General features: G+C 68.6%; 18 protein-coding genes and 2 tRNA genes. 10 read left to right on the top strand and 10 right to left on the bottom strand.

Annotation, left to right across the window (positions count from 1 at the left end):
• Positions 1-17: 17 nt before the first annotated feature.
• Together D8670_RS12845 and D8670_RS12840 are read right to left on the bottom strand one after the other, a co-directional pair.
• A complete protein-coding gene (locus tag D8670_RS12845) occupies positions 18-287 on the bottom strand; it encodes a DUF7538 family protein (protein WP_121818615.1) in 270 nt (89 codons plus the stop codon).
• Positions 284-868, bottom strand: coding sequence for a DUF192 domain-containing protein (locus tag D8670_RS12840; RefSeq protein WP_121818481.1), 585 nt, complete (start codon positions 866-868; stop codon positions 284-286). Before D8670_RS12840 ends, D8670_RS12845 begins: the two co-directional genes overlap by 4 nt.
• A gap of 84 nt (positions 869-952) precedes the next feature.
• On the opposite strand from D8670_RS12840, the gene D8670_RS12835 reads away from it, so the two are divergent.
• The 3 genes from D8670_RS12835 (at position 953) to D8670_RS12825 (ending at position 1,899) form a co-directional block, all read left to right on the top strand.
• A tRNA-Val gene (locus D8670_RS12835) sits at positions 953-1,026 on the top strand.
• 215 nt (positions 1,027-1,241) lie between these two features.
• The gene (locus tag D8670_RS12830; protein ID WP_121818480.1) at positions 1,242-1,736 is read left to right on the top strand and encodes a GNAT family N-acetyltransferase; all 495 of its coding nucleotides are present in this window, start codon (positions 1,242-1,244) and stop codon (positions 1,734-1,736) included.
• A gap of 89 nt (positions 1,737-1,825) precedes the next feature.
• Positions 1,826-1,899 (top strand) — tRNA-Phe (locus D8670_RS12825).
• Between the two features lie 233 nt (positions 1,900-2,132).
• On the opposite strand, the gene D8670_RS12820 is transcribed toward D8670_RS12825, so the two are convergent.
• Entirely contained in the window at positions 2,133-2,480 is a 348-nt protein-coding gene (locus D8670_RS12820; RefSeq protein ID WP_121818479.1) for a DUF2892 domain-containing protein, read from the bottom strand.
• A 454-nt stretch (positions 2,481-2,934) separates the two neighbouring features.
• Between D8670_RS12820 and D8670_RS12815 the strand changes: the two genes are divergently transcribed.
• Positions 2,935-4,101 carry a hypothetical protein gene (locus D8670_RS12815; protein ID WP_121818478.1) on the top strand — a complete coding sequence of 389 codons (1,167 nt, stop codon included), beginning with the start codon at positions 2,935-2,937 and terminating at the stop codon, positions 4,099-4,101.
• A gap of 38 nt (positions 4,102-4,139) precedes the next feature.
• Positions 4,140-4,349 (top strand): DUF8119 family protein, encoded by a 210-nt coding sequence (locus D8670_RS12810; RefSeq protein ID WP_121818477.1) that lies wholly within the window; start codon positions 4,140-4,142, stop codon positions 4,347-4,349.
• A gap of 84 nt (positions 4,350-4,433) precedes the next feature.
• On the opposite strand, the gene D8670_RS20990 is transcribed toward D8670_RS12810, so the two are convergent.
• The 3 genes from D8670_RS20990 to D8670_RS12795 all read right to left on the bottom strand — a co-directional run bounded on the left by D8670_RS20990 (position 4,434) and on the right by D8670_RS12795 (position 8,003).
• Complete coding sequence (locus D8670_RS20990; protein ID WP_162994292.1) at positions 4,434-5,918, bottom strand: hypothetical protein; 1,485 nt, start codon at positions 5,916-5,918, stop codon at positions 4,434-4,436.
• Positions 5,919-6,048: 130 nt separating this feature from the next.
• On the bottom strand, positions 6,049-6,660 hold the full coding sequence (locus D8670_RS12800) for an NUDIX hydrolase N-terminal domain-containing protein (RefSeq protein ID WP_121818476.1): 612 nt from the start codon (positions 6,658-6,660) through the stop codon (positions 6,049-6,051).
• Positions 6,657-8,003 (bottom strand): cation:proton antiporter domain-containing protein, encoded by a 1,347-nt coding sequence (locus D8670_RS12795; protein ID WP_121818475.1) that lies wholly within the window; start codon positions 8,001-8,003, stop codon positions 6,657-6,659. The genes D8670_RS12800 and D8670_RS12795 overlap by 4 nt, the downstream gene beginning before the upstream one ends.
• Before the next feature lie 88 nt (positions 8,004-8,091).
• On the opposite strand from D8670_RS12795, the gene D8670_RS12790 reads away from it, so the two are divergent.
• On the top strand, positions 8,092-8,784 hold the full coding sequence (locus tag D8670_RS12790) for a carbonic anhydrase (RefSeq protein ID WP_121818474.1): 693 nt from the start codon (positions 8,092-8,094) through the stop codon (positions 8,782-8,784).
• Here D8670_RS12790 and D8670_RS12785 read toward each other — a convergent pair whose 3' ends face one another.
• Positions 8,785-9,078 carry a hypothetical protein gene (locus tag D8670_RS12785; RefSeq protein ID WP_162994291.1) on the bottom strand — a complete coding sequence of 98 codons (294 nt, stop codon included), beginning with the start codon at positions 9,076-9,078 and terminating at the stop codon, positions 8,785-8,787.
• Positions 9,079-9,221: 143 nt separating this feature from the next.
• Between D8670_RS12785 and msrB the strand changes: the two genes are divergently transcribed.
• Positions 9,222-9,635, top strand: a complete 414-nt coding sequence (msrB, locus tag D8670_RS12780; RefSeq protein ID WP_121818473.1) for a peptide-methionine (R)-S-oxide reductase MsrB — start codon at positions 9,222-9,224, stop codon at positions 9,633-9,635.
• A 63-nt stretch (positions 9,636-9,698) separates the two neighbouring features.
• Here the strand turns inward: msrB and D8670_RS12775 are convergent, their stop codons facing one another.
• Together D8670_RS12775 and D8670_RS12770 are read right to left on the bottom strand one after the other, a co-directional pair.
• The gene (locus D8670_RS12775) at positions 9,699-10,052 is read right to left on the bottom strand and encodes a CHY zinc finger protein (protein ID WP_121818472.1); all 354 of its coding nucleotides are present in this window, start codon (positions 10,050-10,052) and stop codon (positions 9,699-9,701) included.
• Positions 10,053-10,054: 2 nt separating this feature from the next.
• On the bottom strand, positions 10,055-10,654 hold the full coding sequence (locus D8670_RS12770) for a DUF6663 family protein (RefSeq protein WP_121818471.1): 600 nt from the start codon (positions 10,652-10,654) through the stop codon (positions 10,055-10,057).
• 373 nt (positions 10,655-11,027) lie between these two features.
• Here D8670_RS12770 and D8670_RS12765 point away from each other — a divergent pair, with 373 nt between their 5' ends.
• From D8670_RS12765 to D8670_RS12755, 3 genes are all read left to right on the top strand, one after another.
• Entirely contained in the window at positions 11,028-11,264 is a 237-nt protein-coding gene (locus tag D8670_RS12765) for a TrmB family transcriptional regulator (RefSeq protein ID WP_121818470.1), read from the top strand.
• Positions 11,265-11,425: 161 nt separating this feature from the next.
• Entirely contained in the window at positions 11,426-11,956 is a 531-nt protein-coding gene (locus D8670_RS12760) for a 50S ribosomal protein L16 (protein WP_121818469.1), read from the top strand.
• Positions 11,957-12,013: 57 nt separating this feature from the next.
• The gene (locus tag D8670_RS12755; RefSeq protein WP_121818468.1) at positions 12,014-12,883 is read left to right on the top strand and encodes an ATP-grasp domain-containing protein; all 870 of its coding nucleotides are present in this window, start codon (positions 12,014-12,016) and stop codon (positions 12,881-12,883) included.
• Here the strand turns inward: D8670_RS12755 and D8670_RS12750 are convergent.
• Positions 12,876-13,274 carry an Hsp20/alpha crystallin family protein gene (locus D8670_RS12750; protein ID WP_121818467.1) on the bottom strand — a complete coding sequence of 133 codons (399 nt, stop codon included), beginning with the start codon at positions 13,272-13,274 and terminating at the stop codon, positions 12,876-12,878. The two genes, D8670_RS12755 and D8670_RS12750, sit on opposite strands and share 8 nt — an antisense overlap.

Raw genomic sequence — 13,274 nt, 5'->3', positions numbered from 1 at the left:
CTTTCGAATCGAAACACTCAGAGCGAGCGCCCCTCGATTTGGGGGTCGACGCCCGCGTCGGCGAGGTCCTCCCGAATGCGGTCCCGCAACGGGTCCGGCACCGTCTCGCGGCCGACCGGCACCGCGGTCTCGCCGTCCCCTTTCACCTTCCAGTACAGCACGCAGCCGCTCGGCGCGTAGTACTCGACGCTGTACCGGTCGCCGGCGCCCTCGTAGTGGACCCTCGCGGCGAAGTCCTCGGCGCGCCAGCCCCGCTGGTCCGCGAGCGCCGCCACCCGCTCGTTCACGGCGACCACCCGTTGACGAAGCGGCGCTCGGACTCGTTGATCCGCACGGTCGCGTTCTCGCTCGCGTTGGCCGTCCCGTTTCCGTACTCGATCTCGATCCGGTCGCCCTCCTCGATGCCCTGCGCGTCGGTGTACCCCTTCGGCACTTCGAGCACCCACTTCGCGACGCCGCCGTACCGCTGCTGCTCGCCGTCCTCGTTCGGCCCGGGTTTCGGCGCCTCGTGGATGGTCGTAATCGTCCGGTTCGCCGCGACGAAGACGATGTCGATGCCGAAGTCCATCTCGCGCATCACGTACGTCCGGTCGTTCTCGTCGTCGTGGACGAACAGCATCCCGGACCCGTTCTCCAGCGACTCGTGGTCGCTCAGTCCGGTGTACCGCTCCTGGTTCGTGTCCGCCACCTCCGCCTCCACGACGGCCAGCGTCCCGTTGCCCCCGTCGCCGTCAGTGACCGTCACCGTCGCCCGGTCGCGGTCGTCGACGAAGGGGTTCGCCACGAGTCCCGCCTGAACGGCGGCGCCGCCTACCAGCGCGAGGACGACGAACACGCCCGCCACGTTCAGCACCTTCCAGCGCTCCATGTTTCTTCCATCGGGCTCTCTCCCCTAATCGATTCCGACGAGGAAAGTAACAGTTATTCCTCCCGAGAGACTTCCTTCGGATACGGGTTCGTGGTCTAGCTGGTCATGACGCGGCCTTTACAAGGCCGAAATCGGCGGTTCGAAACCGCCCGAACCCATTTTTCCTGACATTTCAGTCACCGATCGGCCTCGCTCAGATCGGCTCCGCACTCCGGACACTCGCCGTCGACGATGGTCGCCTGCGCGTCGCACTCCGGGCAGTAGTCGCGGTAACAGGCCGGGTCGCCCATGCGGCAACGTCGCACGCCGAGCGGCAAAACGCCTTCCCTCGCTCTCACCCGGGCTTTTCACGCGGGCGGTCGAACGCGTCCGTATGACGGTGGAGGTCCGAAGGGCCACGCTCGACGACGTCGACGGTATCCGCCGCGTCGCCGAGGCCGGGTGGGAGGCGGCGTACGGCGACATCCTGGCCCCGGAGACGCGGGCGCAGTGTCTCGCCCGGTGGTACTCGCCGGAGGCGGTCGAACGAGCAGTGACGGAACCCTCGGTTGGACACTTCGTCGCGGCGGCCGACGGCGTAGTCGGCTACGCCAGCGGCGACGTCCCCCGCACGGAGTCGGTCGGCCGCCTGTCCAGCATCTACGTCCATCCGGACCGGTGGGGCGACGGCATCGGTACGCGCCTGCTCGACGCGGTGGAGGCGTACCTCGCCGATCGCGGGGCGTCCGAGATCCAGATACTGGTGCTCGCCGACAACTCCGTCGGCGTCGAGTTCTACCGAGCCCGCGGGTTCGAGCGCGTCGAGACGCGACCGACGACGCTCGCGGGGGAGACACTCGAAGAGTACGTCTTCCGCGGCGAGGTCTGACCCGCATTATCGACTGCCGTAATCGGCCGCCGTGTTTCGAAATCCTTTTTGCCCGCATCGACCGAGAGGTGAATGCGTTCGACGGACGAGCCGCCTTAGCTCAGACTGGGAGAGCACTCGACTGAAGATCGAGCTGTCCCCGGTTCAAATCCGGGAGGCGGCACTTCTCTGAATCCGACTGCCGAGCGAAGCGAGCGCGGCGGATTCTGAAAACGATATCCGGACGGATTGGAAGTAGAGAACGCCGAGCGTAGCGAGGCGTTCGCGTAGTTCGAATCCGGGAGGCGGTATACTTTTTCAGGAGGCTGTCACGCCGAGCGGAAAGCACGTGACCCGATCAGCTACTGAACTAGACGAGACATCGCTGAGCGGGTTTCCTCGACTGTCGTCGCGCGCTTACGCCTCCAGGCAGTCGTCGTGAACGATCTCGTCGTTCTCGTTCGGCCCGCGGCTCTGTCCGGGCACGATCGGCTCACCGCAGGCCGCACAGCGGAGTTGGCTCCTGTCGTCGGTGTCGGCCGCGGACGTTGCACTCTCGCCCGGGGTGACGCTCTCTAGCGTTTCCTCCAGGTCGCCGGACCCGGACGTCGCCTGGTAGCCGAGCGCGGCCGCGCCGGCGGCCGCGAGGGCACCCCGCAATCGCTTCCCCTTTCGAAGCGAACTGACAGCGACGAGCGCCAGAACTGCAGTGAGAGTTTTGCGGGCGAGTCGACCGCGGCCGCCGTCGTCTTGACTGGACTCCATACCCGAAAATCGACCTCCGCGTCCTTGTAGTTCATCCCCGGCGATGCGGAACGTTCCGGGAGCGGTGCGACACCACGCTGGGTTCGATCCCGCACGCCGCACCCGGACGCCGTCGCGTCACGGTCTCGGTTCGGGACGGCCGCTCGCTGGGCTCGCTGCCCGTGATGGACTGTGTGAGATAGTTTGGTGATATCGGAAAATTAATTTTCGATATAAATAAAATGAATGCTCATGAACGTAGTCAATATCCTCAAAGAGATGATCGAGGAGTACCGAGAGGGAGGCGCCGAAGAGGCGCTCGCGGAAGGCGTCGAGGAGACGGCAGAGGAAGCCCCCGGACGAGATCTCTAGCGACTCTCGCTTCTACGGGCGGCTTACGACCCTTCGAAAATACCTCTCTCCGAGATCATGCGGCACAAGCCCATTAAACGCACGCGTCGTACGTTATTCCGACGTGGCGGAAGGAGAGCAAACTAACGGCGACAGTGGGGGAGAGAGCGACGGTGAAACGGGGGCGCGCCTGAGCCGCCGCCGACTGCTACGGACCGGGATCAACCTCGGCGTGAGCGGCGCGCTCGTCTTGGGCTACGGGGCGGAGTACGTCTCGTCGGACGACCTCGACACGATCACCTACGCGATGGCGCGGCCGTCGCCGGACGCGGAGACGCTCGAACCGCGGACCAAGGACGTGCCGGTCGCCTGGCACGAGAGCGTGCGGCTGGCCTTCGGCGTTCAGGAGAAGATCCGAGAGGCGGGACTCTCTCCGCTGCTCGGATCGTTCATCGTCCCGGGGAGCTACAGCGACCCCGAGGCGTCGATATCCGTCGACGCGACCGACGAGAGCGTCTCGGAGACGCTCGAGAACCTGACCGAGGGGGTCGAAGTGGAGGTGAACGTCGTCGACGAGATTCCGCCGAAGGCCGAGGAGGACCTCGAACTGGCGGACGCGCACCAGGTGGCGGACCTGAACCCGGACGGCGTCCCCGGCGGGATCATCTGCGAGGGCGGCGAGAAGTTCGGCACGCTCACGCCGGCGCTGTACGACGCCGAGACCGGGGAGCGGTTCTTCGCGACGTCGAACCACGTGTACGGCGCGTCCGGGACCAAGGAGACGGAACACGAGGGGGAACCGCTGGCGGTGCTGTACGACGACGATCCGTACCACGTCGGCGACGTCGTCCGGGGATACCCGGAGGCCGACGTGGTACGGGTCGCGCCCGTCTCGGAGTACCGGCCATCGTCGGAGATCGAGCGGGCGTCGCCTTCGACGGTCATCGGCCAGTACACGAAGATGGGACTGGCGGACCTCACGGCGCGGGACGAGCCGCTGACGAAGCTCGGCGCGATGACGGACCGGACATCGGGGCGGATAAAAGGGGTCGACGGGATGACCTGCTACGCCGGTGAGGCGTGCAAGTCCGGCCAGCTCAAGTGGGGCGACGAGGGGACGCTGCAGGACGGCGACAGCGGCTCGGTCAACTTCCACGCCGACCCGGAGAACCCGGACGACTACGTCCTCGTCGGCGGCATCAACAACGCTCGCACCTGGTGGCCGGGGGCGAACTTCGCGTGGGGGACCGCCGGGTACCACCTGCTGGACGCGTACGGCCTGCACTTCTGAGGCGCGCCTTTACCACTCCGCGCGTGGACGGTATGGCCATGGACTCCGAGTCCCGTGGCCCGCTCGCTTCCGCTCGATCGGCGGTCGCCGCCGTCCCCTGGCAGTCCCTCGCGGTCGATATCGTCCTCGTCGTCGCGTGGGTCGCCGCGACGTCGTTCGCCTTCCGGGCGATGGGCTGGCCGAACTGGCTGTACTACGTCACCGTGTTCGGCGGCGTGCTCGCGTACTCGCTAGCGGTCAGTCGGTGACGGTGCCGAGGGAGAGCCGCCGCGGACCGAGGTGGGCGATCGAGTGTAGAGGCTGCGGGAGCAGCGCCTGCACGTGGTCGCGGCTTATCTACCGTTGCCGCGGCCCTTCCCACGTCCGTTCCCGCGGCCGTTTCCGTTCCCGCGCCCGTTGCCGTTGTCGCGTCCGCCTCCGTTCCCGTTTCCGCGGCCGGGTCCGCCGTCCTCGTCCTCGTCGCGGTCGTCGTCCTCGTCCTCGTCGCGGTCGTCGTCATCGCGGTCGTCGTCCTCGTCCTCGTCACGGTCATCGTCGGCGTCACGATCGTCGTCCTCGTCGCGGTCGTCGTCACCACGGTCATGGTCATCGTCGTCATCGCGGTCCCGATCATCGTCGTCCTCGTCGTCTCCACCGTTCCCGACGATGGTCACCTCGTCCGTCCCGAAGAACTCCCTCTCGTCGGTCTCGCCGGTGAGGACGGCGACGGTGTCGCCGTGCTCGAACTCGGCCTCGTGCGCGGGGAAGTGGACGACGAGGCGGTTGCGGTCGTCGCCGTCGATCGGCTCGCCGTGGCCGCCGTGAGCGGGGGAAGCGCCGTCGCCGTCGATCTCTCGTTCTCCCTCGCCGTCGCTCGGACCGAACTCGAGTTCGTCCGTCTCGATCTCGTCCAGGTCGACCTCGTCACCGCCGCGTATCGCGACCGGGATCACGCCTCGGCTCCGCGGGTTGATCGGGTTGTGGTCGCTCCCCGGTTTCACGTCGATTTCGACCCGAGCCCTTTCGCCGTCGTCCGACGCCGCGCTCTCGTCCTCGCTCTTGACGCCCGCGTCGCACGCGCCGGCCCCGATCGCGATCGGTCGGTCGAGGTCGAGCGACGTCCGCTTGGGGGAGTCCCGGCCGTCCGGGAACGACAGGACCTGCCAGTCGGTGATCGGGTCCTCGGCGTAGTGCTCGCCCCAGAGCGCGGACTCTTCGTTGAACGCCGGAACGATGGTGATCGTCGCTTCGCCGAGCCCCCGGAGCGCGCCGCCGTCGGTGCCGGCGCTGCCCCACGTCCAGTCGATCTGGTGGGTGGTTCCGCCCACGTCCCAGCGGTCGTAGTTGTTCTGGTCGGGTTCGCCGCCGTCCAGGTACAGGTCGTCTTTGACCGCCCACTCCGCGTCCTCAGGGGCGTCCCGGACCGTCCAGCTCACCGCGCCGCCCGCCTCGTCGCCCGGCCTGTCGTGGACGACGACGAGGCTCAGACCGTCCGGCCCGTCGTAGAGGAAGGTTATCGTCGCGTTCACCGCCTGGAGGTCCTTCGTCCCGTTCGACTGGAAGTACGGCCCGCCGTCGTCGCTCGCCCCGTTGTCGCCCCCGTACTTGTCCGGGATCTGGAGGTCGTACAGGTCCTCGACCGGTTCGTCGCCGGACAGCGGGACGACGGGGACGCAGGCGTCCCCCTGCGCGACCGCGTAGGCGGCCCCCTCGCCGTCGTCGTCGCCGGCGGCCCCCGTCGCGAACGCGCCGACCGCGGCGGCGCCGCCGACCGCCCGGATGACGGTCCGTCGATCGATCCCTGTCGCCTCGTCGCCGGACTCCCCTGTCGGTGGCATCGTGTCCGCTCTCACCGCACGGCCGCCCATTGTTATGAACCGCTTGTCCGCGATAGCGTCGTTAGCGAGCGGTTTCGCCGATCCCGTCGACGTCGGCGAGGTGGGGCATCGGGCGGTCGTTACGTCCCGTTTACGGGTCGTCGGGGCCGCCGACGCCGGCCAGCGCGTCCCGGGCGTACCGCTCGTGGTCGAAGAACCACCCGTCGACCTCGCCCGGCCGGCGCCAGTCGAGCGCCTCGCCCTCGCGGGAGAGTTCGAGGTCGCCGCCGACGCGCTCGCAGCGGTAGAGGAGCGTCACCGCGCCGTGCGGGTCGTAGTCAGTCCCGGGCGGCAACTCGTAGGCGTCGACGAGTTCGACCGGCTCGACGTCGAGGCCGGTCTCCTCCCGGACCTCGCGGACGACGGTCTCCTCGGGGTCCTCCCCGGGGTCTGCGTTGCCCCCCGGCAGACACCAGTCGCCGCAGGGTCGCCGCATCGTCAGTACGCGCCCGTCGTCGACGACCGCGGCCGTCGCCCCGACTTTCGGCGTGACGTGGCCGAGTTCGCCGGCGAGTCGCTCCCGGACCATCTCGTCGGGCAGGTCGAGCGCCCGGCCGTAGTGCTCCGCGACGAGTTCGCGGACCCGCCGGTACCGCTCCTCGTCGTACGGGTCGTCGGCGTACTCCAGTCCGTTCTCGGCGATCACGCGCAACTCGTCGAGGAGAGCGAGCAGGTCCGCCGCGGCGTCGTCGCTCTGCGTCATGGAGGCGGATTCCGCGGGTCGAGACTACAGGGTTGCCCGGTCACCGCGCCGTCGTCGGCCTCGCCGCCGTCGGACCCGTCCCCGTTCTCACTGTCGTCACGTCCGTCCCCGTTCTCCTCCCGCTCCGCGCGACCGAACCGCAGCGTCAGCGGCGTCGCGGTCGCGCCGTGTGCGACGACGGAACCGGCGACGAGCAGGCTGGCGACGACCCACACCCGGCGGTCGCCGGTGCGGCGGGCGGCGAGCGTCGCGTAGAACACCGCCGCGAGACCGATCGGGCCGAACCACCCGACGAACAGCGTGTCGCGCGTGCGCTCTATCGGCCCGAGCGCGCTCCGGAGGGCGAGGACCACGGGTATGCGGCGGAGCAGCAACACCCCGACGACCAGCGCCGCGCCGGACCATCCCAGCGCGAACCACGCCGACCACGGGAGCGCCATCCCGAAGACGACGAAGCCCGGGACGGTGAACAGCCGATTGACGACCTCCTGGAACCGCTGCTCCTGCACCTCGTGGGCCGGGTCGACCAGCACGCTGTACGCGAACCCCGCCGCGAAGACCGCGAGGACGCCGTCGCTGGAGAGCAGCTTTACGGCCCCGAGGACGGTGAACGTGAGCGCGACGGTGACGGTGAGCACCGAGGTCTCGTCGAGGAACTCCTGGCGGTCCGTCCAGCGCTCGGCGTAGCCGGCGGCGGCCCCGACCACCGCGCCGATCGCGACCGCGCCGAGGACCTCCCAGAGCAGCGTTTCCGTCACCCACTCGACCGCCGCCGTTTCGAGGGGGTGTGAGAGGACGAGTATCGCGAGGAAGACGAAGGGGTACGCCCCACCGTCGTTCGCGCCCGCCTCAGCCGAAATGAGGTTCCGGAGGCGCGTCGGGATGTTCTCCGCGGCGGTGCCACCCGTGACGATGGTGTTCGCGATGACCGGGTCGGTCGGGGTGACGACCGCGCCGACGAGCAGTCCGACCCAGACGGGCACGTCGAGGATCAGGTGCGCGAGCAGGCCGCTCGCGAGCCACATCCCCGTCATCCCGGCGAGGAGCAGCGCCGACAGCGCCCGCCGCTGCCGCCAGAAGTACTCGTCGGGGAGGCGCAGGGCGATGCTCATCACCGCGATGGCGACGGTGAGGCGGGCGACCTGTTCGAGCACTGCGAGGGGGTCGCCGACCCAGGAAAGCCGCAGTACGGCGAGGCCGTACGGCCCGACGGCGACGCCGACCAGCGTGGCGACCATCGGGTCCGAGAGGACGTACGCGCGGCTCTGCAACAGCCCCGCGAACAGGCCGAGGACGAGCGTCAGTCCGCCGACGACGGCGAGCCACAGGTTGAGCGCCTCCATCGTTCGCCCGACGACGCCCGCTCACAAAACGGCCGCGGCGCCGTCGCGGACCAGTACTCGTTTTTACCCCCTCGTCGAAACGGGTCGTATGGACGAGACGCTGCTCGACCTTCTGGAGGGGAACCGCTCGCACGTCGAGAGCCTGCCCGAAGACTACTTCGACGAGGTGCAGGAGGAACAGCGCCCGTCGGTCGTCTCGGTCTGCTGTTCGGACTCGCGGGTGTCCCAGGAGGGGATGTGGGACGTCGACGAGCCGGGCTGGATCTTCACGCCGAGCAACGTCGGCAACCAGACGTGGGACGACCACGAGGGCGAGCAGGTCGTCAACGGTAACCTGCTCTACCCCATCGCGCACACGGAGACCCGCACCGTCGCCGTCGTCGGTCACACTGGCTGCGGGGCGGTGACGGCGGCGTACCGGGCGGTCACCGGCGAGGCCGGCGAGGAGCCGCCGGGCATCATGAAGTGGGTCGGGTCGCTCGTCCCGGTCGTCGAGGACGGGCTAGCGAGCGACGCGGTCGACGAGGACGCATCCGAAGCCGACGTCATAAATCAGCTCGTCGAGTACAACGTCGACCGGCAGGTCGCGTTCCTCCGCGAGGCCGACGACGTGCCCGAGGACGCGAACGTCTACGGGTTCGTCTACGACTTCCAGGAGGTGTACGGCGACGTCCGCGGCCGGACGTACCTCGTCAACGTGGACGGCGAGACGGACACGGACGTCATCGCGGGCGAGCTCCCGGAGGCGTTCGGCGACGCGGTGAAGCGCCTGACCGACTGATCACGCGCCGAGCCACGACCCCGTCGAGACGGAGCGGCCGCTCTCCCTGACCACGTCCGCGCCCTTCTGACGCACCTCCCTCGCGCGCGGCAGTTCGCCGTCGTCGCGGATGCGCGCCTCGATCCAGTCTGCGAGCGCCCGCGCCTCGTCGTTGCCGGCGGTCCCGCGGACCTCGCGGATCGCCTTCTTGTACGCCTGTCGACGGCGGTCGTACTCCGACTCGCGCTTCCGGCTCTCGCTGAGCGACTCGTCTCTCGCCGCGTCGATCGACTTGATGACCTCGTTCACGTCCATGCCTCGGTGTACCACACCCGCTGGCAAAAACGTCGGTCGCCTCGGGGACCGAGCTGTTCCTCATCTCGGCGACGTCTGGCCGGTCGGTGCGGGCTCGTTCCCCGGTCGCAACACCCATCCCGACGGGGCTCCTACCTGTGAGTATGTCGAACGACACCGCGACCGACGACCTGCCGGACTCCGAGGCGGAGTGGCGCGAGCGCCTGACGGACGAGGAGTACCGGATGCTCCGCGAGGGCGGCACCGAACCGCGCAGGAGCGGCGAGTACCTCGACAAGAAGGAGGACGGCACCTACGTCTGCGCCGGCTGCGGCGCGCCGCTGTTCGACTCCGAGACGAAGTACGAGTCGGGCTCCGGGTGGCCGAGCTTCTGGGACGCCGTCGACCCCGACCGGATCGAGACGCGCCGCGACGACAGCCTCGGGATGACGCGGACCGAGATCGTCTGCGCGCGCTGCGAGGGCCACCTCGGCCACGTGTTCGACGACGGCCCCGACCCGACCGGCAAGCGCTACTGCGTCAACTCCGCGTCGCTCGACTTCGATCCGGAGGAGTGACGCCTTCTCGCCGCGAGGGACCGAGCCGGCGTCCCTGACGGTGGCGATCGTCGCCCCGACGCGCTACCCCGTCTCGAAGTACCGGTCGTAGTGGTCCGCACAGCCCGGGTTGAATCCCGCGCCGCAGCGGGGACAGGCGTCGGCGGCGTCGAGGTACTCCCGGACCGAAAGCTCGGCACCGCAGACGCCGCAGAGCACTCCCGGCTCCTCGAACGCCGAGCGGGGGCGCACCTCGGCGTCGTGGTCGGTGACCGCGGCGTGACACCGGAAGCAGGGGTAGTACGTCCCGCAGCACGCGAACCGGACGGCGATGACGTCCCGCGGACGGTCGTAGTGGGCACAGCGCGTCTCGGGACCGACGCCGACGCCGCGGACCCGCACGCCGTGGACGTCGACCGCGGTCTCCTCCCCGGTCATCGTCACTCGGCGTCGTCCGCCCGCGGGCAGTCGTAGGTGTCCCGCACGGTGTTCGCCAGCAGGCCGCCTTTCTCGATGACGAGGTAGACGATGACGAACGGCTCGGCCGCCGGCCGGATGACGAACACCTCGAACGGCGGCTCCTCGCCCTCCGCGAGGCGGGCGATGAGCGGGTCGAGCGGCCGGACGCCGTCGCGGAACTCGGCGAACAGGTCGCGCTCGCCGCCCTGCTCGGCGAAGGTGTAGACGACGCCGTTCGCGTCGCCGTCCGTCCCGTAGGTCACGTCCGCGTTCATCCCCGCGTTGTCGGCGCGCGCGTTCAGCCAGGTCTCCTCCGCGGCCTCGAAGACGGTATCGGTCCCGTCGACGAACTCGAACAGCGTCCCGTCGCGGACGTCGAGGTCGACCACCACCGGGTCGTCGTCGCGCCACTCGACCGCGGCGTCCACGCGGTAACCGGGTTCGAGATCGGCGACCCCGGCGGCGTCGTGGCCGCTCCTCGGCAGGTAGGTCGGGTCGGCCGACTCGACGTCGAGAAACAGCCACTCCCCGTCGTCCCGGCCCGGTAACACCCGGAAGGTCCCGCTCATCGTCGGTTGCATACGCGAGAGTGTCTGTTCCGGAGTCAAGTAGTCGTCGTCCTTGCGAGCGTAGCGAGCGAGGGTTCGCCGAACAGAGATCGGCGGTATCCTTGCGAGCGGAGCGAGCAAGGGCTCGTGGCTCTTGCCTATCGAGATCCTCGCGAATGAAACCACAGAGACGCGAGAGGAGATCCAACCGCCGGAACGTAACTGCCTGACTGCGAGCACGGAAACTCCGTACACGTTTCCCTCTATTTATGATATATCACCCAACAGTATGGCCATATCCCCCATACCTTCGAGTCATATAATCACATGGGGTCACTCAGGAGTATATTATTTGTATGCACCATAGACTCTTATACCGGAACGCGGAATTTAGAGACGAGACAACATGAGCCCGCAACAGGCCCTCACGACCGAATCCGACGCCGCACCGACGCTGCCGACAGAACTGAACTCGCCGTGCGCGAAGCTCGTCTACCTCTACGTCTCGGTCACCGGCGAGACGACCGTCGACGACGTCCAGGACGCGCTAGACCTGCAGAAGATCACGCTGTTCGGCGTCCTCGACACGCTGACCTCGCAGGGCGTCGTCGAGAAGACCGGCGACCGCGTCGCGGCCGCCTGAAGCGCCGGACCTGTTGCCCGCTGACGCCGATACGTCGTTCGTTTTTCTCCACCGGTCGCCGCCCGTCGAGCCGCGGGACCCCGCCGCGGTCGGCGAGCGCGCTGGCAGTACTGCTTCGAAGGGTTTATTCGCGCGGTGAGCCTCAGTACCCTGTAATAACCATGTCAGACAAGCCCGCCTCGATGTATCGGAACATCGACAAGCCGCCGTACACGCGCCGAGAGTACATCACCGGTATCCCCGGGTCCAAGATCGCACAGCACAAGATGGGGAACGTCGATACGGAGCCCGACGACTACCCCGTCCAGATCAGTCTGATCACCGAGGAGGAGGTCCAGCTCCGCCACGGGTCGCTCGAAGCCGCGCGCCTGTCGGCCAACCGCCACATGCTCAAGGAGGTCGGCCAGGAGAACTACAAGATGATCCTCCGGAAGTTCCCCCACCACGTCATCCGGGAGAACAAGCAGGCGACCGGGGCGGGCGCGGACCGCGTCTCCGACGGGATGCGTCAGGCGTTCGGGAAGGTCGTCGGTACGGCCGCGCGGATCCCGGCCAACGACCGCCTCTTCACCGTCTGGTGCTCGGTCGAGGACGCCGACGTCGCGAAGGAGGCGTTCCGCCGCGCGTACAACAAGATCTCGCCGCCGTGTCGCGTCGTCGTCGAACGCGGCGAGGAACTCCTCGTCGCCTGATAGCAGGCGCACTCACTTTCACGCGGTTTTTTCGTCCCTCCAGCCGCAGGTACGGCCATGCTCAGACTGGCGGTCGCCAACCGCGAGGAGACGTTCGAGCGGATGGCCGACCCGCTCGCCGAGCGCGGGATCGAGGTCGCGCACGTCCCCGCCCGCGAGCGGGCGATCCCCCTCACCGGCGATGTCCCGTTCGACCCCGACGAGTTCGACGCGGGGTTCGTGTTCCCCGGCAGGCTGATGGAGGGCGCGGCGGTCGACGCCCTGCTCGGCGTGCCGTGGCTGAACGGCCGCGAGGCCGTCGCGACCTCGCGGAACAAGGGCGGCGTGATAGCGGAACTGGGGCGGGCCGGCCTCCCCGTGCCCGAGACGGTGATGGTGTCGAACCCGGCCGACCAGGAGGCGCTCGTCGAGACGTTCGAGCGGTTCGACCCGCCGGTGGTCGTCAAGCCGAACTCGGCGACGCGCGGTGTCGGGGTGGCGAAGGCCCACGACCTCGACTCCTTCCTCGGCGTCGTCGATTACCTCGACCTGGTCCACGACTACCGGGCGACCGGCGACAAGTCGTTTCTCGTCCAGGAGTACCTGCCCGGCGCGACCGACTACCGCGCGATGGTGATCGACGGCGAGTACGTCGGCGCGGTCGAGCGCCGCCTCCCCGAGGACGCGCTGGCGGCGGGCCAGTGGAAGCACAACGTCCACCGCGGGGCGGTCGCCGAGGGCGTCGAACTGGACGAGGAACGGCGAGCGCTCGTCGAGCGGACGGCCGAGACGCTCGGCGTTCGGTTTCTCGGCGTCGACCTGCTGGTGACGGAGGAAAGGACGGTAGTCAACGAGACGAACGCCCGGCCGACCATCGACGCGGCGACGAAGTACCGGCCGGACTTCTACGACCGCCTGGCGGGGGCCGTGCGCGACCTCGTCAGTTGACGTCGATGTCGGCGGAGCCGTCGTCGGCGCGGTCGAACGTCACTTCGAGGACGCCGTTGTTGTACGTCGCCGCGGCGGTGTGTTCGTCGACGCGCGCGGGCAGGGAGACGCGCTCGTCGTACTCCCGGCGCTCGCTGGCGGCGCTGATGGTGAGCACCTTGCCGTCGCACTTGAGGTCGATGTCGTCTTTCTCGACGCCGGGGAGGTCGGCGACGACGCGGACCTCGTCGCCGGTCTCGTGGATGTCGACGTGCGTGTCGGATCCGAACCCGGCCGAACTCTCGAAGTGCATGTCGGCGCTGCCGGATCCCGCCCCCATCATCTCGTTCATCATGCGCTCTATCTCCCGGAACAGGTCGTCGAAGGGCTCGTCGCGGTCGTCGCGTCGCAT

This window comes from Halostella limicola (assembly GCF_003675875.1).
GTDB lineage: Archaea > Halobacteriota > Halobacteria > Halobacteriales > Natronoarchaeaceae > Halostella > Halostella limicola.
The sequence above is the reverse complement of the archived record's forward strand: the minus strand, read 5'-3'. Positions and strand labels throughout refer to the sequence as shown.